Source organism: Comamonas sp. SY3, assembly GCF_041730275.1.
Lineage (GTDB): Bacteria > Pseudomonadota > Gammaproteobacteria > Burkholderiales > Burkholderiaceae_C > Comamonas > Comamonas sediminis.
In genome coordinates this window covers 39,205-61,047 of the sequence record NZ_JBGTYN010000003.1, presented here as the reverse complement: position 1 = coordinate 61,047, position 21,843 = coordinate 39,205, and the positions used below count along the sequence as shown (strand labels likewise).

General features: G+C 64.5%; 18 protein-coding genes and 2 pseudogenes. 14 read left to right on the top strand and 6 right to left on the bottom strand.

What is annotated here, in order from left to right; all coding sequences use genetic code 11:
* Positions 1-271 precede the first annotated feature (271 nt).
* Together ACCQ08_RS05170 and ssb are read left to right on the top strand one after the other, a co-directional pair.
* Positions 272-1,471 (top strand): MFS transporter, encoded by a 1,200-nt coding sequence (locus ACCQ08_RS05170; RefSeq protein ID WP_312412191.1) that lies wholly within the window; start codon positions 272-274, stop codon positions 1,469-1,471.
* Positions 1,472-1,662: 191 nt separating this feature from the next.
* The gene (gene ssb / locus ACCQ08_RS05165) at positions 1,663-2,250 is read left to right on the top strand and encodes a single-stranded DNA-binding protein (protein ID WP_373449111.1); all 588 of its coding nucleotides are present in this window, start codon (positions 1,663-1,665) and stop codon (positions 2,248-2,250) included.
* A gap of 61 nt (positions 2,251-2,311) precedes the next feature.
* Here the strand turns inward: ssb and ACCQ08_RS05160 are convergent.
* A pseudogene (locus tag ACCQ08_RS05160) lies at positions 2,312-2,643 on the bottom strand (IS5/IS1182 family transposase); the annotation flags it as partial.
* A gap of 207 nt (positions 2,644-2,850) precedes the next feature.
* On the opposite strand from ACCQ08_RS05160, the gene ACCQ08_RS05155 reads away from it, so the two are divergent.
* Entirely contained in the window at positions 2,851-3,909 is a 1,059-nt protein-coding gene (locus ACCQ08_RS05155; protein ID WP_373449110.1) for a Fic family protein, read from the top strand.
* A gap of 191 nt (positions 3,910-4,100) precedes the next feature.
* Here ACCQ08_RS05155 and ACCQ08_RS05150 read toward each other — a convergent pair whose 3' ends face one another.
* Both ACCQ08_RS05150 and ACCQ08_RS05145 read right to left on the bottom strand, forming a co-directional pair.
* Entirely contained in the window at positions 4,101-4,583 is a 483-nt protein-coding gene (locus ACCQ08_RS05150; RefSeq protein WP_239809795.1) for a DUF417 family protein, read from the bottom strand.
* Positions 4,580-5,176, bottom strand: coding sequence for a TetR/AcrR family transcriptional regulator (locus ACCQ08_RS05145; RefSeq protein ID WP_373449109.1), 597 nt, complete (start codon positions 5,174-5,176; stop codon positions 4,580-4,582). Before ACCQ08_RS05145 ends, ACCQ08_RS05150 begins: the two co-directional genes overlap by 4 nt.
* A 303-nt stretch (positions 5,177-5,479) precedes the next feature.
* Between ACCQ08_RS05145 and ACCQ08_RS05140 the strand changes: the two genes are divergently transcribed.
* From ACCQ08_RS05140 to ACCQ08_RS05125, 4 genes are all read left to right on the top strand, one after another.
* Positions 5,480-6,217 carry a transporter substrate-binding domain-containing protein gene (locus tag ACCQ08_RS05140; RefSeq protein ID WP_373449108.1) on the top strand — a complete coding sequence of 246 codons (738 nt, stop codon included), beginning with the start codon at positions 5,480-5,482 and terminating at the stop codon, positions 6,215-6,217.
* Complete coding sequence (locus ACCQ08_RS05135; RefSeq protein ID WP_373449107.1) at positions 6,214-6,690, top strand: YbaK/prolyl-tRNA synthetase associated domain-containing protein; 477 nt, start codon at positions 6,214-6,216, stop codon at positions 6,688-6,690. Before ACCQ08_RS05140 ends, ACCQ08_RS05135 begins: the two co-directional genes overlap by 4 nt.
* A gap of 250 nt (positions 6,691-6,940) precedes the next feature.
* Complete coding sequence (locus ACCQ08_RS05130) at positions 6,941-8,269, top strand: rhomboid family intramembrane serine protease (protein WP_373449106.1); 1,329 nt, start codon at positions 6,941-6,943, stop codon at positions 8,267-8,269.
* Between the two features lie 111 nt (positions 8,270-8,380).
* Positions 8,381-9,724, top strand: a complete 1,344-nt coding sequence (locus ACCQ08_RS05125) for a hypothetical protein (RefSeq protein ID WP_312450806.1) — start codon at positions 8,381-8,383, stop codon at positions 9,722-9,724.
* 12 nt (positions 9,725-9,736) lie between these two features.
* On the opposite strand, the gene mnmA is transcribed toward ACCQ08_RS05125, so the two are convergent.
* Positions 9,737-10,864: a tRNA 2-thiouridine(34) synthase MnmA gene (gene mnmA / locus ACCQ08_RS05120; RefSeq protein ID WP_373449105.1), complete on the bottom strand. Its 1,128-nt coding sequence runs from the start codon at positions 10,862-10,864 to the stop codon at positions 9,737-9,739.
* 216 nt (positions 10,865-11,080) lie between these two features.
* Between mnmA and ycaC the strand changes: the two genes are divergently transcribed.
* Together ycaC and ACCQ08_RS05110 are read left to right on the top strand one after the other, a co-directional pair.
* Positions 11,081-11,710 carry an isochorismate family cysteine hydrolase YcaC gene (gene ycaC, locus ACCQ08_RS05115; protein ID WP_373449104.1) on the top strand — a complete coding sequence of 210 codons (630 nt, stop codon included), beginning with the start codon at positions 11,081-11,083 and terminating at the stop codon, positions 11,708-11,710.
* Between the two features lie 49 nt (positions 11,711-11,759).
* Positions 11,760-12,008, top strand: coding sequence for a hypothetical protein (locus ACCQ08_RS05110; RefSeq protein ID WP_239809787.1), 249 nt, complete (start codon positions 11,760-11,762; stop codon positions 12,006-12,008).
* A gap of 99 nt (positions 12,009-12,107) precedes the next feature.
* Here the strand turns inward: ACCQ08_RS05110 and ACCQ08_RS05105 are convergent, their stop codons facing one another.
* Complete coding sequence (locus ACCQ08_RS05105; RefSeq protein WP_373449103.1) at positions 12,108-14,576, bottom strand: penicillin acylase family protein; 2,469 nt, start codon at positions 14,574-14,576, stop codon at positions 12,108-12,110.
* A 151-nt stretch (positions 14,577-14,727) separates the two neighbouring features.
* On the opposite strand from ACCQ08_RS05105, the gene ACCQ08_RS05100 reads away from it, so the two are divergent.
* The 4 genes and pseudogenes from ACCQ08_RS05100 (at position 14,728) to ACCQ08_RS05085 (ending at position 19,521) form a co-directional block, all read left to right on the top strand.
* Positions 14,728-15,666, top strand: a complete 939-nt coding sequence (locus ACCQ08_RS05100) for a LysR substrate-binding domain-containing protein (protein ID WP_312450797.1) — start codon at positions 14,728-14,730, stop codon at positions 15,664-15,666.
* A 204-nt stretch (positions 15,667-15,870) separates the two neighbouring features.
* Positions 15,871-17,310 (top strand): FAD-dependent tricarballylate dehydrogenase TcuA, encoded by a 1,440-nt coding sequence (gene tcuA / locus ACCQ08_RS05095; RefSeq protein WP_312411774.1) that lies wholly within the window; start codon positions 15,871-15,873, stop codon positions 17,308-17,310.
* Positions 17,311-18,519: a tricarballylate utilization 4Fe-4S protein TcuB gene (tcuB, locus tag ACCQ08_RS05090; RefSeq protein ID WP_373449102.1), complete on the top strand. Its 1,209-nt coding sequence runs from the start codon at positions 17,311-17,313 to the stop codon at positions 18,517-18,519. It begins immediately after the preceding gene.
* A gap of 57 nt (positions 18,520-18,576) precedes the next feature.
* Positions 18,577-19,521: pseudogene (locus tag ACCQ08_RS05085) on the top strand (Bug family tripartite tricarboxylate transporter substrate binding protein).
* Between the two features lie 60 nt (positions 19,522-19,581).
* On the opposite strand, the gene ACCQ08_RS05080 reads toward ACCQ08_RS05085, so the two are convergent.
* Complete coding sequence (locus tag ACCQ08_RS05080) at positions 19,582-20,085, bottom strand: NUDIX hydrolase (protein ID WP_239809782.1); 504 nt, start codon at positions 20,083-20,085, stop codon at positions 19,582-19,584.
* 106 nt (positions 20,086-20,191) lie between these two features.
* On the opposite strand from ACCQ08_RS05080, the gene ACCQ08_RS05075 reads away from it, so the two are divergent.
* The gene (locus ACCQ08_RS05075) at positions 20,192-21,634 is read left to right on the top strand and encodes an aminopeptidase P N-terminal domain-containing protein (protein WP_312528039.1); all 1,443 of its coding nucleotides are present in this window, start codon (positions 20,192-20,194) and stop codon (positions 21,632-21,634) included.
* The last annotated feature ends 209 nt before the right edge of the window (positions 21,635-21,843 follow it).

Genomic DNA, 21,843 nt, shown 5'->3' with positions numbered 1-21,843 from the left:
AATCTGCCGGGTATCGCTGCACATGCTTTGCGGATAAACCGGGCGCCGCCCCAGGGGAGCGGCCTACAACTTGCCGCCAAAACCGAGGTAAGGGCTTGCTGCAGCTTTGCGCCCAGCTATCGTTTCTGAAGGGCCTGCAGCCGCGGAGATTCCGTCTGCCAGCAGGGCTTGCGGCTGCGCTCTACACTTGCCGCTGGCGATCGTCGCCATCCGTCCCTTGTTTGCCAGCGTATCGCCCTTGTCTCTCACTTCTGTTTCTTCATCCACGGCCATGCTGCCGGCCGAGCGGCGCGCCAGCTTCAGCCTGGCGCTGATCTTTGCATTGCGCATGCTGGGCCTGTTCCTGGTGCTGCCGGTGTTCGCGCTGGAGGCCCACAAATACCCTGGTGGTGATGACCCGGCGCTGGTCGGGCTGGCCATGGGCGTCTATGGCCTGACCCAGGCCGTCTGCCAACTGCCGCTGGGCATGGCGTCTGACCGCTATGGGCGCAAGAAGGTCATCGTGCTGGGCCTGCTGGTGTTCGCCGCCGGCAGTCTGATCGCCGGCATGGCCGGCAACCTCCATACCTTGCTGCTGGGCCGGGCGCTGCAAGGCGCGGGCGCCGTGTCCGCCGCCGTCACGGCGCTGCTGGCCGACCAGACCCGCGATGTGGTGCGCACCAAGGCCATGGCGCTGGTGGGCGCGAGCATTGGGCTGATGTTTGCGCTGGCGCTGGTGCTCAGCCCGCTGCTGGTCGTGCATATCGGCCTGAGCGGCCTGTTCTTGATGACCTGCGGCCTGGCGCTGGGCGGCATTGCCGTGGTGCTGTGGGTGGTGCCGCCGGAGCCGCTGGAGCACCGGGGCGGCGCACGCGGCGGCCTGCGTGAGGTGTTTCGCCATGCCGATCTGGTGCGGCTCAACGCCGGGGTGTTTGTGTTGCACACGGTGCAGATGTCGATGTGGGTGGCCGTGCCCGCGATGCTGGTGGCCGCGGGTCTGCCCAAGGCCGAGCACTGGCAGGTCTACCTGCCGGCCGTGGTGCTGTCCTTTGTGCTGATGGGCGGGCTGTTTGCGCTGGAGCGGCGCGGTTACCTGCGCGGCGCGCTGCTGGGCTCGATCGGGCTGGTGGCCCTGGTGCAAATAGCCTTGGGACTGGTGGCGACCTCCGGCCAGGCGCCCACGCTGTGGCTGATGGGGGTGCTGCTGTTCGTGTTTTTCTGCGGCTTCAATGCGCTGGAGGCGACGCAGCCGAGCCTGGTGTCGCGCATGGCGCCAGCCTCCCTGCGTGGTGCGGCGCTGGGCAGTTACAACACTTTGCAATCGCTGGGCTTGTTCGCCGGCGGCGCGTTGGGTGGGGTGCTGACCCGCTGGGGCAGTGTGACCGATTTGTTCATCGCCACCAGCGCCTTGGCGCTGCTGTGGCTGGTGCTGACCTGGCCCTTGCAACCGCTGGCCCGCACCGCCGCTGGCGCTGGCGCTGCACAAAAGTAAGCGCTGGCTGGGAATGGGGCCGGCCCGTCAGGCCCCTTTGCAGAATCTGCGGGTACTGGGCAAGAAATGCCTGGCCGCTTTGGGGTAGGATACGCCCCTGTATCTCAGTGATGGGCGCTTTGAAGGCTGCAATGCCTGCAACACTGCCAACGCATAGTAGGCGCCCATTTTTCAAAGGAAAAACCTGAACCATGGCATCCGTCAACAAAGTCATCATCGTCGGCAACCTCGGCCGCGACCCTGAAATCCGCACCTTCCCCTCGGGCGACCAGGTAGCCAACGTCACCATCGCCACCACCGACCGCTGGCGCGACAAGAACAGCGGCGAGAACAAGGAAGCCACCGAGTGGCACCGTGTGGTGTTCAATGGCCGTCTGGCTGAAATCGTCGGCCAGTACCTGCGCAAGGGCAGCCAGGTCTATGTGGAAGGCAGCCTGCGCACCCGCAAGTGGACCGACCAGGCCACCGGCCAGGAGCGCTATGCGACGGAAATCCGCGCTGACTCCATGCAAATGCTGGGCAGCCGCCAAGGCCAGGGCGGCGGTGGCGGCCAGGGCGGTGGTGATGACTACGGCTATGGCGACAGCGGCTACGGCGACCAAGGTGGCGGCGGTGCACCCGCTGGCAACTACCAGCGCCGCGCCCCGGCACCGGCCATGGCCCCAGCGGCCGCACCCCGCCAGACGCCACCTCCCCGTCCTGCGCCAGCGCCCATGCCAGCGCCGGCCCCACGCGCTGCGTCGGGCTTTGACGACATGGACGACGATATTCCGTTCTAAGTCCTACCGGCGTTGCTGCATACCTCGGCCATAAGCTGAGACATCCTCGATTCCACTGGATTTATGCAGCAGCGACCGTCTGGGGGCGTGGCCAGCGCGGTAAATGATTGAGGATTGACGCTCGAATATTGAGCTCGGGCACTTGGCGCTCAAACGTCCTGGCCATCACCTTCTCGCCCAGACGCTTGGAGCAATTCATCTTGGCCTCTACCAGAGACCAAGAGGGCAGCCGCTCCATCTTTTCCAGATAGCCCGCCCCAACCTCCCACGCGCCTTGACCGCTTCATCGCGGTGAGCAAATGCCAGCTCTTTGCACAGCTTCGCTCTTTGCGGGGTGATTGGACTGGCCCCTCGCAGGTAGCACTCCTTATGTACATCCTGCGTGTCGGATGCCCATCGGTAGCGTTGAGCCCCTGCAGTCGCGCAGTGCCTCATCATGCAGGGCTTACGCAGCATGCGGTCAATGTGTATAGATGACCGCAGTTAGCTATGCAGATGGAGGCCGCGTTGCGCGAAAAGCTGCATTAAACGCAGCTTCTATACACGTGGGCGGCGATATGTATAAGAATTGGCGTTTTCTATACATGTTGGGTTGACCTCATGGAATCCCTTGCCGCGCTGCGGGCCGAGCGCTTTGACACCGCCCCCATCCTCAAGAAGTTGGCCAGCGCCAGCCGCAAGCTGGCGGAGCTGAAGGGCATTGCTGCGGCCATACCCAATCAAGGCATTCTCATCAACACCTTGGGTTTGCAGGAGGCCAAGGACAGCTCAGAGATTGAGAACATTGTCACCACGCACGATGAGCTCTTCAAAGACGAGGTGTCCCTTGAGAGCAAACTGTCTGCCGCCAGCAAAGAGGTGCTGAGTTACCGGCAGGCGTTGTATACGGGCTTCCGGCTAGTGAAAGAGACTGGCTTGCTGACAGCCAACCATCTGATCGAGATGCAGCGTGCACTGGACCGCAACCATGCAGGCTTTCGCAAATTGCCCGGCACGGCCTTGAAGGATGGCGCAAGTCGCACGGTGTACACACCGCCGCAGGAGCCAGATGCCATCGTAGGGCTGATGCGCGATTTGGAGCAGGTCATCAACGACCCCGAGGCAGTGCCCGTAGACCCGCTTATCAAGATGGCGCTGATTCACCACCAGTTTGAGAGCATTCACCCCTTCTATGATGGCAATGGCCGAACGGGGCGCATTTTGAATGTGCTGTATTTGGTCAAAGAGGGGCTGATGGACATTCCGGTGTTGTACCTGAGCCGCCATATTGTGCAAACCAAGGCTGAGTATTACCGCCTGCTGCAGGCGGTGCGTGACGACGATGCGTGGGAGGACTGGGTGCTGTACATGCTAGAGGCAGTGGAGCAGACAGCCCAGCAGACGGTGAAGACGGTGATTGCCATTCGGGATGCCTTGTTTGATTACAAGCACCGCATTCGGGAGCAGCACAAGTTCTACAGCCAAGACCTCATCAACAGCTTGTTCATGCACCCGTATACCAAGATTGAGTTCATGCAAAACGACCTGCAGGTATCACGGTTGACGGCGACGAAGTATCTGGATGCTCTGACGGAGACAGGTTTTTTACTAAAACAAAAAGCGGGGCGCAGCAACTACTACATTAACCATGCGTTGACCGTGATTTTGACAACGCCCTAATAGTAAGAAGAAGAACTCGATGGGAAAGAATGAGCCAATACCAATGAGAATTTCGCGAAGTTAGACCACTTTTTAGTGGGCACAACCGTTCTAAACAGCCGCTGCCTGTTTCGCAATGAATGACGAGCCCGCGCCTGACCAGGCGCGGGCTATTTTGATGGCGGAGCAAAAGGGGGCTCGCCCGCAGTCTGCTAGGTCTGGCGGACGCCTTGCGCCGGGAGCGCTGATGCGCCCTCGGGCGCGCTGGCCTGCTGGATGCGTAGATGGCGGCGCAGGTCGAATTTGAGCAGTACGGCCCCTGCGCCGATCAGCAACACGTCCTTGACGATGAAGCCGTCCAGCATGGTCAGTTGCGGCAGCAGGCTCAGCGTCGTGATGCCTGTCACGATGACGATGGCCGAGCCCACGATACCGAAGGCCGGTTTCTTGAAACCGACGACCAAGGCCACAAAGGCCAGGGTTTCGACAACGCCGAGAAAGTAGCTGCCTCCGTGCACGCCAAACAGGGTGTAGAGAAAGCTGAGCCAGGTGCTGGAGATCAGCGGCTCCAACTCGCTGACCTCGAAATCAAACCATTTGAAGGTGCCGAACAGCGCAAAGATAAAGATGACGGAAAGCCGCAGCAGGGTGAGGTCGGCATCGGAATGCACAAAGCGGTGGATGGCGTTTTTCATGGGGTCTCCTGTTTCAAGGCGGGGGTGGGCGGAGGGGTACCAGCGCTGAGCCAGTGGACGATGGCTTGGACGGCGCCGGCATAGGCATCGTGTGGGGGAATGCGGTTGAGCAAGAGCGCGCCTTTGAGCGCCGCGCTGACCATCATTGCCAGCTCGGCAGCGGGCAGCGCAGCCTGGAGCTGTGCAGATTGCTGACCGGCTGCAAGGATGTCCTGCAGCAGGTGCTGCTCCTTCTGTGCGAGCCGGAACACGGCAATCTGCAGCTCCGGAAGCAGGAGATGGCTGTCTGACAGCATCGCGTAGACGCCGCACATCTGCCCTTGCGCAGCGCAGTCCGAAAAGGCCTCCAGGTAGCCCTGCAACCGCTGCACTCCCGCAGGCAATTGGTTCAGTTCGGCTTGCAACTGGTCGAACTGCGCGGTCTTGTAGGCACAGTAAGCCAGGCCCAGATCTGTCTTGCTGGGGAAATGGTGGTGGATGCTGGCCTTTCGGATACCAATGCCAGATTCCAGATCCGCGTAGCTGAAGCCCTGGAAGCCACGCTGCTGGATATAGACATTGGCCAGCTCGATGATTTTTTCGTAGGTGGACATATTTTTTTATAAAAACTATTAAAAATAGTATTTCATTTGATTCTTAGAATGTACCTACTGAAAGGTAGGCTGTCAAAAGCTGTTGTGATTCAAAGCGTAAACGTCTTGCTGCGCCACCGGTTGGCTGCCCGGTCCGTATGCGCTTTGGACGACGTGGCGGCAGGCATTCAGCACCGTGCAGAGGCCTATGCGCCACAGGCCATGCCGGCAGAGGGAGAATGTGGGGGCTGCGGCGTGCCTGCGCGCCGAGCGTCGGCCCAGCGCAGCGCGACGCCCTTTGTTCCACCTTGTCCGAAAGCGTCCATGACAGAGACCACCGATATCGCTTCCCTCATCGCCCCCAGGGGCCGCCTGCGCGCGGCCATCAATGTGGGCAATCCTGTGCTGGCGCACAAACGGGCCGATGGCTCGGCCGCAGGCGTTTCCGTCGATCTGGCGGCGCGCATGGCGGCCCAGCTGGGGCTGCCGCTGGATCTGCAGCTGTTTGAGGCCGCTGCCCATTCGGTCGATGCGGTCACCCAGGGCCAGGCCGATGTCGGCTTTTTTGCGGTGGACCCGGTGCGCGGCGCGGGCATTGGTTTTTCTGCGCCCTATGTGCTGATCGAGGGCGCCTACATGGTGCGCAGCGATTCGGCGCTGACCGACAACGCGCAGGTGGATGTGGCGGCGCACGAAGTGGTGGTGGGCCAGGGCAGTGCCTATGACCTGTACCTGAGCCGGGCGCTGAAACACGCCCGCATCCTGCGGGCGCCCACCTCGCCGGCGGTGGTCGATGTCTATCTGCAACCCCGGGGCGATGTGGCTGCGGGCGTCAAGGTGCAGCTGGAAGCTGCGGTCGCCAGCCACCCGGGTCTGCGCATGCTGCCCGGGCATTTCATGCTGATCCAGCAGGCCATGGGCCTGCCCAGGGACCGGGGCGACGCCGCCCTCCAATGGCTGGCCGCGTTTGTTGAAGAGGCCAAGGCCAGCGGCTTTGTGGCCCAGGCGCTGGCACAGCACCAGGTGCAAGGCGCGGTGGTGGCGCCGGGAGTGCAGCGATGAGCGTGTTTGAGCAGCTGCAGCAGTTGCTGGAAGGCGAGGGCGCCCGCTTTCGGGTGCTGAGCCACCCGGCCGAGGGCAAATCGGACGAGGTGGCGCGCATCCGGGGCACCACGCCGGGCCAGGGTGCCAAGGCCATGCTGTGCAAGACCCGCAATGCCGAGCATTGGGTACTGGCGGTGCTGCCGGGCGACCAGAAGCTGGACTTTCGCCTGCTGGCGGCCGCGCTGGGCCTGCCCAAGATGACGATGGCCAGCGCGGAAGAAGCCACCGAGCGGACCGGCTGCGTGATCGGCGCCATTCCACCGTTCAGCCCGGGCCCGCAGGTAGCCCTGGTGGTGGACCCGGACCTGGTGGAGCGCCATGCCGAGATCGCGTTCAATGCCGGGCGGCTGGACCGCTCGATGGTGCTCAATGCCCAGGACTATGTGCGCGTGGCCAAGCCGGCGTTGCACCGCATCTGCGCTATGGGCTAACGCAAAAATCCAACACTGCGGCCGGCTGTGCCCGGCGCGGCAGCCTGCCGCCGCAGGGCCACTGCACAATAGGCGCCATGTTCATCGCCATCCCGCTGGAAAACAAGCCCTCCTGGCAGTCGCCGCCCTGGATGACGGTGCTGCTGATTGCGATCAACTGGTCTGGCAAGGGGGTGAGGAGCGGGCGGCAGAGCGGGCCTCCAAAACCTATGCGCATACGGCGCTGCCGGCGATCGAGGTGCCGGCCTTTGTGACGTATCTGGAGGCGCAAAGCCGCAACCCGGACAGCCGCATCCAACCGCAGATGGTGCGCATGGTGCAGAGGCTGCAAAAAAACCAGGACTACGGCCAGATCTACCTGCTGATGCAGCAGGAAGGCCGTTTTCGCCGCCAGCTGCTGGCCGGCGAGGTGATCCAGGCAGGCAATCCGCTGCATGCCGAATGGCAGGCCGCCCGCGCCCGCTTTGCACCGCTGGAGCCCGCTCCCTTCACCGCCCGCTGGGCGATGAGCTATGAAGCCGGTGCCGGCCTGCAGCCCCTGCAGGCGCTGACCTCCACCTTTTTGCACGGCAGCACCGGCCACCTGCTGGGCAATATGGTGTTTTTGTTTCTGTTCGGTTTTACGTTGGAGATGGCGCTGGGCGCCGGGCTCTACCTGTGCTTCTACCTGGCCGCCGGTGTCAGCGCCTCGCTGTTTGCCGGTCTGTTCTATGCCGGCTCCGGCAGCTATGGGCTGGGCGCATCCGGCGCGATTGCCGGCCTGATGGCCATGTATGTGGTGCTCTACCGCATGCGCCGCATCCGTTTTTTCTACATGCTGGCCTTCTACTTCAACTACGCCACCTGGCCCGCGCTGGTGGTGCTGCCGGTGTGGATGGGCTTTGAGCTGGCCCAGCATTTTCTGGGGCAGCAGGGCGTGGCCTATATGGCGCACTTTGGCGGCCTGCTGGCTGGCGGTCTGCTGATGGTCCTGTATCTGCAGCTGCGGCGCAAGGAATCGGTGGTCGAGGTGGCAGCCCGTGACAAGCAGCAGGCCCAGGCCCAGAGCGCCGCACTGGCCGCCGCCGTGCAACGCGCGCAAAAGCACACCGATGCGCTGGCCTTCGAGCTGGCTGCCCCCGCCTGGCGCCAGGCGGCCAAGCTGGCGCCGGCCGATGCGGCCATCTTGCGCGCCTGGTTTGAAAGCGCCCGCCATGCGCCGGGCAGCGAGGATTTCCACCGCGCGGCCCGCGCCATCTTCAAGCTGCCAGCCAATACCGAGGCGGTGCGCCGGCTCCAGCACCACAGCTGGCACAGCTATAGGGACCGCGCCCGGCCCGCCCCGCGCATCAGCGACAACAGCTTGCATGCGCTGGCGCGCAGCTTTGTCCGCCTGGGCGAATGGGACGATGCCCAGAAGATCTGCCAGCAGCTGGAGCACGCCGCCGACCACCCGCACTGGCCCGCGACCCTGGCCCTGGTGGCCAATGGCCTGGCCAAGGCCGGCCGGCTGGATGACGCCCGGCGCTGGCTGCCAGCGCTGCAGCGCGCCGCGCCGCAGGAACCGGTGACGCGCTGGCTCAGCCAGGCGGGCACCTGAACGCTGGCCGAGCGCCTCTAAGCGTCAGCGCCATGTAAAGTTTTCGTGAAGCCATGCCTTATGATCGCTCCCATGCTGCGCCAGCGGGGGCTGCAGACAGAAAGGCTGGCCATGGGCCCATTGCGTTCTCCACAGCAAGACGACGAGGTTGACAGCGCCCAATGGGTGATCGAGCCGTTCTGGCGCAAGCTCAACAGCTTCTTCCTGTTCCCATTGCAGCGCAAGCCCTTGCTGTATGCGCTGGTGCTGTCGCTCTGCGCCTATATGCTGATGTGGGGCCTGTTGATCGGCCTGGTCGTTGCGGTGGGCCTGCTGCTGGCGATCAGCCGGCATGCGTTCAAGATCGCGGCCTATGCCTCGCATGGCGTGCTCGACAGCAACGACTACGATGACTACCCCTGCGATGCCGACCTCAAGGTGCTGCCCTGGAAGTTCTTTGGCGTGCTGCTGGTGCATGGCTTTCTGATCGGCATGCTCGCCCGGGTCAGCCCGGGGTTGGCGGCGTTGGGCGATCTGCTCTCGTCCTTTCTGATCCCCGCCACGTTGATGGTGCTGATCACCAGCGGCAGCCTGCGTGCGGCCATCAACCCCTTCCTGCTGCTTGGCACCATGGGCGCCATCGGTCTGCCCTATGGCCTGCTGTGCCTGTTTCTGTTCCTGCTGATGCAGGGCGTGCCGATGGCCTTTGCGCTGTTGGTCACGGTGGTGCCCCAGGCGCTGCTGGCGCCTTTGCTGGCCTTTGTCGTGATCTATTTCAACGGCGTGATTGCCGCGATGATCGGCTATGTGATGTACCAGAACCATGCGGCGCTGGGCATCACGCCGGACAAGGCGCCGCAGGCCGAAGCCGGCGCGCCGGTGGTGGACCCGCAGACTGCGCTGGCCCAGCGCCGCGATGCCCAGGTGGCCCAGCTGGTGCAAAGCGGCGACATGAACGCCGCCCTGGCTGAAGCCCGTGAATGGCAGCGCAGCGAACCGGACAGCCTGGCCGACCAGCGCCGCTACCACCGCGTGCTCAAGCTCAGCGACAAGGGCGACGAGCTGGCGCGCCATGCGCAAAGCTATGTTGCGCTGCTGCTGCGCAAGCAGCGCAGTGCCGATGCGCTGGAGGTCTGGGGCAGTTGCTACAAGCGCGACAAGGCCTTTCGGCTGAACGAAGCCAGCCATGCCTTGGCACTGGCACAGATGGCCTGGAAGCGCATGCAACTGCCGCACACCTTGGCCTTGCTCCATGGTTTCGAGAAAAGCTATGCCGGCAGCGATCTGGTGCCCCAGGCGCTGGAGCTGACGGTGCGCGTGCTCAAGCAAGGCGCCAACAAGCCCGACCAGGCCGTGCGCGTGTTCATGCGCATGAAGATCCGCTACCCCGAACATGCCTGCACGCAGGAGGCCGCCTGGATCTTGCGCGATGAGCTGCCGGGCGCTGCGCAGGCGCCTGCCGCACCCGCCGCCTGAGCTGCTGGATTTTTAAGCGGCCGTTGAAGGCGCCACGCTGGCAATGATGCCGCCGCCCAGGCAGACCTCGCCGTCATACAGCACGGCGGACTGGCCCGGCGTCACTGCCCATTGCGCCTCGGGGAAGTCGAGGTGGAACTGCGCGGGCGTCGTATCGGCGCGAATGATCGCGGGCGAATCGGGCTGGCGGTAGCGGGTTTTAGATCCATAGGTGCCGGCAGCGGGCGGGTGGCCGGCGACCCAGCTGGTGTTGTCGGCGTCCAGTGCCTGCGACAGCAGCCAGGGGTGGTCATGGCCTTGCACCACGCGCAGGATGTTCTTGTCCAGCTCCTTGCGGGCCACAAACCACGGCGCGTGCTCGCCTGCGCCACGGGCAGCGCCTTTTTCCTTCACGCCCCCAATGCCCAGGCCCGAGCGCTGGCCCAAGGTGTAGAACGACAGGCCGACATGCTTGCCCAGCTTGCGGTTGCGGTCGTCGAGGATCGGACCCGGTTCCTGGCTGATGTAGCGGTTGAGAAAGTCGCGGAAAGGGCGCTCGCCGATGAAGCAGATACCGGTGGAGTCCTTCTTCTTGGCATTGGGCAGGCCGATTTCCTCGGCAATGCGGCGCACCTCGGTCTTCTTCAGCTCACCGACCGGGAAAAGCGATCTGGACAGCTGGGCCTGGTTCAGGCGGTGCAGAAAATAGCTCTGGTCCTTGGCCGGGTCCAGGCCCTTGAGCAGCTCGAACAGCTGGGTGCCGGGGTTCTGGCGCACACGGGCGTAGTGGCCGGTGGCAATCTTTTCGGCGCCCAGCCGCATGGCATGGTCCAAAAAGGCCTTGAACTTGATCTCGGCATTGCACAGCACATCCGGGTTGGGTGTGCGGCCGGCCTGGTATTCGCGCAGAAACTCGGCAAACACCCGGTCCTTGTAGTCGGCCGCAAAGTTGACGTGTTCGAGCTCGATGCCCACCACGTCGGCCACGGCTGCGGCATCGACAAAGTCGATGTTGGACGAGCAGTACTCGCTGTCGTCGTCATCTTCCCAGTTCTTCATGAAGATGCCGACGACCTCGTGCCCCTGCTTTTTGAGCAAATACGCGGTGACGGCCGAATCCACGCCGCCACTCAGCCCCACTACGATGCGCTGTTTAACCATGGGCGCAATTATCCGCTGGGCAGCGGGCGGCCGCTGCGCAAGGGCTATGCGCCAGCCCGTGCTGATCGTTCTTTTTTTTGAACGATGAATGCGAATTTTAGTGATTTATCGTTGATCGTTCCATCGCTAATATTCGTTCCAGGCGTTAAGCACGAATCCTCGTTGCAGACGCTTGCGGTGGGCCCGTCCCGCCAGCGCTTCAGAAAAGGAACGACCATGACCTCCAAGCCCTATGTTCGCCTCGACAAAGACAATGCTGCCGTGCTGCTGGTGGACCACCAGACCGGTCTGCTCTCGCTGGTGCGCGACATCGACCCCGACAAGTTCAAGAACAATGTGCTGGCGCTGAGTGATCTGGCCAATTATTTCCAGCTACCCACGATTCTGACCACCAGCTTTGAAGATGGGCCCAATGGCCCGCTGGTACCTGAGCTGGTCCAGGCCCATCCCTATGCACCGTTCATCGCCCGCCCCGGCCAGATCAATGCCTGGGACAACGATGACATCGTCAAGGCCGTCAAGGCCACCGGCAAAAAGCAGCTGATCATTGCCGGTGTGGTGACCGAGGTCTGCGTGGCTTTCCCGGCACTGGCGGCGATTGCAGAGGGCTTTGACGTGTTCGTGGTGACCGATGCCTCGGGTACCTTCAACGAAGTCACCCGCGATTCGGCCTGGCGCCGCATGGAGGCGGCAGGCGCGCAGCTGATGACCTGGTTCGGTGTGGCCTGTGAGCTGCACCGCGACTGGCGCAATGATGTCGAAGGCCTGGGCACCCTGTTCAGCAACCACATTCCGGATTACCGCAATCTGATGAACAGCTATGCGCGCGCCAAGGGCGGCCAGTAAGGCGCCGTTGCCCTAGCCCACCCGGTTGCCACTGCGAAGGAGTTCCGCCATGGAGCAAGCACAGATCTTGGTCTACCAGCCGCAGACCGGTCTCATCGGCCTGCAGCTGGCCGATGGCAGCTACGCGCTGGCCGAACAATGGGGCAACCAGCCCTTGCGTGAAGGCCAGCGGCTGCAAGGCAACCTGCACAGTGTGGGGATGGAGACCCTCGAGGACACCCGTACGCATGCGCGCTATGAGGTGTTCATGCAGGCCTACGGGCTCTCGGCAGAAGGTCTGCGGCTGGCCCTGCTGTAAGCACCTGCACAACACCCCCGCAGACCCGTGGGGGCAGAGGGCGATGCAGGCGATCCGACGATGGCCTGCATCGCCTTGCGGCTGCCGCGCCGCCGTGGCTTACTGCGGTGTCAACGCTATGCGCTCGCGGGTGGCTTTTTCCACCGCACTGCGCGAGTAGGCCAGTGGAAAGTACTGGCCTGCGGCCCAGGTGTTGGCCAGGTCGCGGTAATGCGGGCTGGCGGGGTTGCCCGATTGGCCTGGCGTGTTGACCACGCGCGAGGCGTCCCAGTTGCCCACGTCCACCACCATGCGGAAGGATGCGCCGGAGGTCAGCTGGTAGGTGTCCACGTTGTAGCTGGTAGCCATCGGCGTAGCCCAGGAGCCGCCGATGCCGCCGACGCCGACATTGAGCCTTTGCCGGGTGGCACTGTCCACCACACCGGCGAGCGGGTGCACAAAGATCGCCTGGTGCAGGCTGCCCCAGGTCCAGCTCCTGGCATCGGCCCCCAGCTTGGTCTGGATCCATTGCATCGCCGGTGCGATGGACGAGAGCAGAACCTGGTCGCGCTCGGCCTCGCTCATCCAGCCCTGCGGGCTTTCCAGCACCGCGATCATGCGGGTGGCGCTGGTCTCTTTGGCAAAGCTGCGCTCGTTGGCGGCCAGCACCTTATCGGTCAGCGCTTTCTTCAGGGTGGCATTGCTCCAGACTTCGTAGAGCGCGGCGGCTGCGCTGTCCTTGGCCATCGTGCCGTCCCAGGCTTGCAGCAGTGCCAGGCCCTGGGCAGTCTGTGCATCGCTGCTTTGCAGCGGTGCCAGCAGTTTGAGCAGGCGCTGGGCAGGCACGGCGACGATGTCGGTCTGCCAGGCTTCGGAGTCTGCGACGCTGAGCTTCTTGCCGTCCTTGGCGGCCTTTTCAAACAGGCCATGCAGGCGCTGCGCGCGGGCCGCGTCCGACCATTCGTAGCCAATGCCCTTTTGGTAGAGCGGGTGGGTGGGCGGCACATTGTTTTCGTTGGCCGTCACGACATAGCCGCGCTGCGGGTTGAACTCCCAGGGCAGCTCGTCGCCGTTGCGGTAGCCCGACCATTCATAGCGGCCATCGCCGGGCACCGGTGTCAGCCCGTCCCAGTTGGGGCGGATGGGGGTGAGCCCGCCCGGAATCCAGCCAATGTTGCCACTGCTGTCGGCATAGACCTGGTTCTCGCCCGGTGCGCCCCAGCGGTTCATCGCGGCGCGGAACTGGTCGAAATCCTGCGCACGCATATAGTCCATCGAGCCGAAGTAGGGCGCCATGCCCAAATCCAGCCAGGCGGCGCGCAGCGCATAGGCCTTGTTGCCTTCGGCAGCCAGCACCGGGCCGTGGCGGGTGTACCAGTTCTCGACGATGACGGGCTGGGCGGCGCCCTTGACCGCAATGGTCTCGGCCACCCGGGTCATCGGCTCCCAGCGGCCCTGGTACCTGTATTCCTTGCTGTTCTGCGGGTTGGTTTCATAGACATACAGGTCTTCCTGGTCCATGTAGAAGCGCGTCAGGCCAAAGGCGATGCGGCCGTTGTGGCCGATGGAGATGCCAGGCAAAAACGGCTCGCCAGCACCAATCACATCCATGCCAGGCGCGGAGATGTGCGAGATATAGCGCAGGCTGGGCGCGCCATGGGCGCGGTGCGGGTCATTGGCCAGAATCGGGCGGCCGGTGGTGGTCATGCCCGGCGCGATCGTCCAGTTGTTGCTGCCGTAGCTGGCCAAGGTATTCGCATCGGGCTGGTTCAAGGTGGATTCCGACAGCGCCAGCAACTGCTCGGGTGCCATGTCCTGGGCCGAGACCTTGACGTTGTCCTTGGTGAAGCGCGGGCTGGCAGTGGCCAGCGCATAGGCGCGCTTGAGCTCTTTGCCGGGCAGGCCGCAGACCTCCAGCCCTTCGGGAATCTGCGGCTTCACATCGGGCACCAGCTCGCGGCGCAGCCAGTCCACCCGGGCGCCGTTGTGCTGGCCCTCGCAAAAGGCCTGGGCGCGGTCCACTTCGCCGGTGAAGTTCAGGGTCAGGCCATGGTGGCGGATGCGCACCGTGTCTTCCGCAGCCCATCGGGCCGGCTGGTAGCCCAGCAGCTTGAACTCTTCGGGCAGCAGGCGGGGGTCGGCCTGGGTCTGGGCGACAAAGGCGTTGACCCCGGCCACAAAGGCTTCGGCGACGCGTTTGGAGTCCGAGCCATAGGCCAGCCATTCGCGGTACATGTCGCCACGGAACAGCACCGCGCGCGCCGCCTTGTCGCTCTCGACCCAGGCCGGGCCAAAGTCCTGGGCCATCTGGCCCAGTCCGCGCTTGCGCCACAGGTCCATCTGCCAGAGCCGGTCGCGCGCCGCCATATAGCCTTGCACGACAAAGGCGTCATAGGTGGTGCCGGCATAGATGTGCGGCACGCCCCACTGGTCGACCAGTACCTCGGCCGGCTTTTCCAGCCCGGCAATCCTGGCGCTGTGCTGGCTGGTGGGCGGTGTGCCCAGGGAGCTGCAACCGGCGGCAAGCAGCGCAGCGGCCAATGGCAGCGCCAGGCGGGTGGCAAAACGACGGGGGTCGTGGTGGGGCATGGTATGTCTCCTCGTTATGGTCCAGGGACAATGCCATGCTTGCCCGCGCTGCGCAATCGCGTTGGCGCCAGGCGCCGGCGGAGCTCCAATCTGTGCGAGGATGCGCGCATCTGCACGCGCTCGCGGCTGCGACTTCGGAAGGAACCCCACCATGGAACTGCGCCAGTTGCGCTACTTTGTACGCATCGTTGAACTGGGCTCGATGAGCCGCGCCGCGCTGGATCTGGACATGGTGCAGTCGGCCCTGAGCCAGCAGGTCAGCCGCCTGGAGTCCGAGCTCTCTACCCGTTTGCTCCAGCGCACCTCACGCGGTGTCATCCCGACCGAGGCGGGCCTGGCGTTTTTCCATGAGGCCCAGCTCAGCCTGCGCCATGCCGACCAGGCCATCCATGCGGCCCAGCAGGCGCGGCTGTCGGGCGCTGTCAGCATGGGCCTGTCTCCGACGATCGCGAACGTGCTGGGCCTGCCGCTGCTGCGGGCCATGCGCGAGCGCTACCCCGATGTGCGGCTGCACATGGTCTCGGCGCTGTCCGGCCACCTGACCAGTCTGCTCAACGCCCGGCAGATGGACATTGCCATTCTGTTCGACACGCAGAGCGCACGCCGCTGGCGGGTGACGCCGCTGCTCGAAGAGCAGCTCTTTCTGATCCAGTCCCGCCAGAGCCCTGTTGCGCCCAAGATCCGCCATGGCGCGCCGGTCAGTCTGGCGCAGCTGCAACAGGTGCCGCTGATCCTGCCCTCGGGCAGCCATGGGCTGCGCAGCTCGGTGATGGCCTCGTTCACCAGTGCGGGTTTCCAATCGCAGATGGCGATGGAAATCGATTCGCTGCCGCTGTTGATGGAAGCGGTGGACGCAGGCATGGGTGCGACCGTCCAGCCCTGGTCGGCCGTCGGCATGTACCGCGATGCGGAGGCGCGTTTCCAGTGGTCGCAGATTGCAGACGATTCCGTGCGCCGCAAGGCGGCGCTGTGCAGCCTGTCGGACGATGAGCTGTCGCCCGCGGCGCTCGCCGCGCGCGTGGTGCTGGTCGATTGCGCCAGACGGCTGGTGCAATCGGGCCAATGGCTGGGCGCCTCGCTCGCGGCCTGAACGCGGGCGGCGCCCGGCCACATCACAAACCGTGATACCCCCATGCCCAGGGGCGGCTGCACCGGCGCGGACCGGTTGTCTACAGTGGGGGCAACTCTCGCCGGTCGGGGTGCCGGGACCCCGTCCCTTGTGATGCAGCGCCACGGCCAGGACGGGCCCTTCCCACGTTGAACCGCCACCAGGCACGCCTTGTGGCAACCCCTCATGAAAACTGAAGCCTTTGACACCGATGTGCTCGTCATCGGTGGCGGCAATGCCGCGCTGTGCGCCGCCCTCATGGCCCGTGAAGCGGGCAGCCGTGTGCTGCTGCTGGAAGCGGCGCCACGCGCATGGCGCGGCGGCAACTCCGGCCACACCCGCAATCTCCGCTGCATGCACAACGCCCCGCAGGATGTGCTGGTCGATGCCTATCCGGAGGAGGAGTACTGGCAAGACCTGCTCAAGGTCACTGCCGGCATCACCGATGAGCACCTGGCCCGCCTGGTGATCCGCGCCTCTTCGACCTGCCGCAGCTGGATGCGCCGGCATGGCGTGCATTTTCAGCCTCCGTTGTCAGGCGCGCTGCATGTGGCGCGCACCAACGCGTTTTTCATGGGTGGCGGCAAGGCCCTGGTCAATGCCTACTACCGCAGTGCGCAGGCGATGGGCGTGGACGTGCGCTACGAGTCACCGGTGGACCGGCTGGAGATCGCCAACGGCCGCTTCCAGGCCGCCTGGTGCAAGGGCGAGCGCATCACTGCCAAAAGCTGCGTGCTGGCGGCCGGCGGCTTTGAGTCGAACCGGGAGTGGCTGCGCGAGGCCTGGGGCCAGAACGCCCGTGGCGAATGGCCTGCCGACAACTTCCTCATCCGTGGCACGGCCTTCAACCAGGGTGTGTTGCTCAAGCACATGCTCCAGGACCAGCATGCCGATGCCGTGGGCGACCCCACGCAGGCGCACATGGTGGCCATCGATGCCCGTGCACCGCTGTATGACGGCGGCATCTGCACGCGCATTGACTGCGTGTCGCTGGGCGTGGTGGTCAATCGCGATGCCCAGCGCTTCTACGATGAAGGCGAGGATTTCTGGCCCAAGCGCTATGCCATCTGGGGTCGGCTGGTTGCACAGCAGCCTGGCCAGATGGCGTATTCCATCATCGACAGCAAAGCCATCGGCCGCTTCATGCCGCCGGTGTTTCCGGGCGTGCGTGCTGATTCGCTGCCGCAGCTGGCCCAGAAGCTGGGACTGCCGGTGGAGACCTTCATGCAGACCCTCCAGGCCTACAACGCCAGCTGCAAGGCGGGCCATTTCGACCATACGGCGCTCGACGACTGCCACACCGAAGGTATCAGCCCCGCCAAGACGCACTGGGCCCGGCCGCTGGATACCGGCCCGTTCTATGGCTATGCACTGCGCCCGGGCGTGACCTTCACCTACCTGGGTTTGAAGGTCGATGACAGCGCGGCAGTGCGCTTTGGCGGGCAGGCCAGCCAGAACCTGTTCGTGGCGGGCGAAATGATGGCGGGCAATGTTCTGGGCAAGGGCTACACGGCGGGGGTGGGCATGTCCATTGGTACCGCTTTCGGGCGGATTGCCGGCCGCAATGCTGCACTGGCCGCTGCCGGCCAGCCCGCGCTGCATGGCGCTGTGAACGACGAGGTCTGAATGAGCATCCAATCACTGCAAGAACTGGGCCAGCAGGCCCAGACCCTGGCTACTGGCAAGGTCATCCCCATCATCGCTGCGCCCACGCAGACGCCCGCAGAGCAAGAGGTGGCGCGCGTGATGCAGATCTGCAATGCCTGCCGCTACTGCGAAGGCTTTTGCGCCGTGTTCCCGGCGATGACGCGCCGTCTGGAGTTTGGCAAGGGCGATGCGCATTACCTGGCCAATCTGTGCCACAACTGCGGCGCCTGCCTGCATGCCTGCCAGTACGCGCCGCCGCACGAGTTTGCCATCAACATCCCCCAGGCCATGGCCGAGGTACGGGGCCAGACCTATGCCGACTACGCCTGGCCTCCTGCGCTGGGGCGGCTGTACCAGAGAAACGGCCTGACCCTGTCACTGGCGATGGTGCTGGGGCTGTTCCTGTTTCTGGCATTGGCCGTCGCGTTGCGGGGCGGCGTGGGCCAGCTGTGGAATGCGCAGCTCGGCAACAACTTCTACAACCTGTTCCCGCATGGCCTGATGGTGGGCATCTTTGCGCCGGTGTTTCTGCTGGTGGTGTTGGCGCTCTTCATGGGCGTGCGCCGCTTTTGGAAGGAGGTCAAGCCCGCCACCAGTGGGGTGGATGTCGGTATGCCGGCTGCGGCAGAGGCGACGCAGGATGTGCTGCGCCTCAAGTACCTCGATGGCGGCCATGGCGAGGGCTGCCACAACGAAGACGATGCCTACACGCTGGCGCGCCGCCGGTTTCACCATTTCACCTTCTACGGCTTTGCGCTGTGCTTTGCGGCAACGGCGCTGGCCACGGTGTACCACTATGCCTTCGACCTGCCTGCGCCTTACGAGCTGCCCAGCCTGCCCAAGGTGCTGGGTGCGCTGGGCGGGCTGGGCATGATGGTGGGCACGGTGGGCCTGTGGCGCCTGCACCGAAGCCGTCACCCGCTGCACGGTGATTCCCGGCAAAAGCCCATGGACCTTGGCTTCATTGCGCTGCTGTTTGTGGTGGCCTCCAGTGGCATGGCGCTGTGGCTGGGGCGCGGCACGCCCGCCTTGGCACTGTTGTTGTGCCTGCACCTGGGCGCGGTGATCGCATTGTTCGCCACGCTGCCCTACGGCAAGTTTGCCCATGGCGTGTTCCGCACGGCCGCGCTATTGCGCCACAACACCGAAAAGCGGCAGCCCAGCCCGGTCGGCCTGGGTGCCGACTGAAAAAATCCCATACCCAGGAGACTCACGATGAACAAACGACAAGCGCTGTTGCGCACGATGGTGCTCGCACTGGTGGCGGTGCAGGGCGCCGGCCATGCCCAGGATTTTCCGCCGCGCAAACCGGTCACCCTGGTGGTGGGCTTTGCAGCTGGCGGTGCGGCAGATTCAGCAGCCCGCCTGATTGCCAAGAAGCTCGGGGAGAACATCGGCCAGACGGTGGTCGTGGACAACCGGGGCGGCGCCGGTGGCAACATCGCGCACCAGTTTGTGGCCAAGGCCCCCGCCGATGGCTCGGTGCTGCTGTTCGGATCGGTGGGCCCGCTGACGATCGCGCCACACATCATGAAAGTCGGTTACGACCCGTTCAAGGACCTGGCGCCGATCTCGGGCGGCGTGAACTTTCCCAATGTGCTGGTGGTGCACCAGGGCGCAGGGGTGAAGGATCTGGCCGGTTTCGTGGCCAAGGCCCGGAAGACGGCCGGCGGCGTGGACTATGCGTCCACCGGCGCCGGGTCAGCCTCGCACCTGGCGGGCGAGCTGTTCAACCAGCGCGCCGGCGTCGACATGGTGCATGTCCCTTAAAAAGGAGGCGCTCCCGCGCTGCAAGACTTGATCGGGGAGCGCGTGACCTCGTACTTTGCGGCTCCGCCGACAGCGCTTCCCCATATCGAGACCGGCAAGCTGATTCCGCTGGCGACCACCGGCTTGACGCGGCCCGCGTACATGCCCAACATCCCCACCGTTGCCGAGGCGGGCTACCCCGGCTTCGAAGCGCTTAATTGGTATGCGTTTGTGGCACCGGGCAAGACGCCCGAGCCGGTGCTCGAACGCTGGAATGCGGAGATTGTCAAGGTGCTGAACGACCCCGCTGTGGGCGAGGCGCTGAAGGTGCACGGCCTGACGCCGCAACCGACCACACGCGCAGCATTTGCCGCCTTCATGAAAAAGGAGTACGAGCAGTGGGGCAAGGTGGTCAAGGAGCGCAAGATCAGCATGCAATGAACGCAGCGGCCAGGGGCCGCCCCCGAGGCTGCCGGTGCGATGCCTGAGGCCTCCCGGGGTCTATTCCAGCGGGTTCACGCCATCGGGCTGCACCAGCACCGATGCATCGGTGTAGATCAGGTTCAGCGCAAAACGCTGGCCGGCCAGGTAGTCGTCCAGCGACTGCAGCACCAGCGGGCTGCGCATCTGGTGGGCCTCGGCGCGCATTTCATCGGCGGTCATCCAGACGGTGCGGCGTATGCCTTCGTCGAGCGGCTGGTTTTCATAGAACGCGCCCACGGTGCCGGTGAACGCAAAGCGCATATAGGTGGTGTCCGCGCCGCTCTTGGTCCGTACAAAACGGTTCATGTAGATGCCCAGCAGGGCTGATGGCTTGAAGTCGAAGGCCGTCTCTTCGAGCACCTCGCGCACACAGGCCTGGATGGGGGATTCGCCCGGGTCCAGATGGCCCGCCGGGTTGTTCAGGCGGATGCCGTCCGAGGTGTCTTCCTCGACCAGCAAAAATCGGCCATCGCGCTCAATGACGGCGGCCACGGTGACGTTGGGTTTCCAGCGGTGGGGCATGCGGCATTATGTGCCAAGTCGCTGAAATTATAAAAAGCGGCGAAAGGGCTTGCCGCGCCCATGCAAGCTCGGGCGCTGCAGCCATGCTCTGCAGTACGATAGCGCCATGCACGCACCTGCCCCCACCCCAGCCATACCCGCACAGTCCGTCTATGCCGAGCGCCGCGCCCAGGTCGCGCGCCAGCTGGGCGAAGGCGGGATCGCCATCATCCCCACGGCGCCCGAGCATCCGCGCAACCGCGACAGCGACTTCCTGTACCGCCACGACAGCTATTTCTACTACCTGACCGGTTTCACCGAGCCCCATGCCAGCCTTGTGATCACCGCCGATGGCAAGACCACCCTGTTTTGCGCGCCCAAGGACCTGGCGCGCGAGATCTGGGACGGCTACCGCCTGGGCCCGGAGGCAGCGGTGGCGGCCCTGGGCGTAACGCAGGCCTATTCGGTCGCCGAGCAGGCCGCCCGCATGCCCAAGATGCTGGAGAACCGCAGCGTGGTCTGGTACCCGTTTGCGATCCACCAGGGGCTGGAGAGCACGGTGGCACAGTGGCTCAATGGCGTGCGTGCCCGCACCCGCTATGGCGCACTGGTGCCCGAGCAGCAGCGCGACCTGTGCACCGTGCTCGACGAAATGCGGCTCTTCAAGGATGCGCATGAAGTGCCGATTCTGCGCCGCGCCGGGGCCATCAGCGCCCGCGCCCATATTCTGGCGATGCAGCGCTCGGCCCGCATGCTCCGCGCCGGCCAGGATGTGCGCGAGTACCACCTGGATGCCGAACTGCTGCAGGCCTTCCGCGAATACGGCTCGCAGTACCCGGCTTATGGCTCCATCGTGGCCGCTGGCGCCAATGCCTGCGTGCTGCACTACCGCGCCGATGCCGCGCCCATCCGCGATGGTGAGCTGGTGCTGATCGACGCAGGCTGCGAGCTCGATGGCTATGCCAGCGACATCACCCGCACCTTCCCCGCCAATGGCAGATTCAGCGGCCCGCAGCGCGATCTGTACGACCTGGTGCTGGCCAGCCAGGATGCGGCCATTGCGCTGGCCCGGCCCGGCAAGCGCTTCAACGACATGCATGACGCCACCGTCGCCGTGCTGGCGCAGGGCATGCTCGATCTGGGCCTGCTCGACAAGAACAAGGTCGGCAGCGTGCAGGATGTCATCGACAACCGCAGCTACTTCCAGTTCTACATGCACCGCACCGGCCACTGGATGGGCATGGATGTGCATGACTGCGGCAGCTACATCGAGCCCAGCGAAGTCGGCCACACCAGCGAGCGGCGTGATCCGCTCTCGGGCGAGCTGATCCTCAACCGCCCCAGCCGCATCCTGCGCCCCGGCATGCTGACCACCATTGAGCCCGGTATCTATGTGCGCCCGGCCGACGGCGTGCCTGAAGCGTTCCACAACATCGGCATCCGCATCGAGGATGATGCGCTGATCACCGACGATGGTTGCGAGCTGCTCACGCGCGGCGTGCCGGTCAAGGCCGACGAGATCGAAGCGCTGATGCGCGATGGCGCGCCCCGGCCTGCCGATCTGGCCTGATCCGACCTGCGTTTACACAACACCTGCCGGGCCTGGCGTCTTGCAGGTGTTTTTTGCGGGCGGCGCCATTGTGCAAACGCACATCGAATGAAACCGCGCTGTAACTCGCAGTGGCTGTTTCTCGTGTCAGAATGGAACTGAATTACATCGGGCCGGTATCTGGTGACAGGGCCGGCCCCACTTTTGAGACAAAGACACAGGGACCTGTC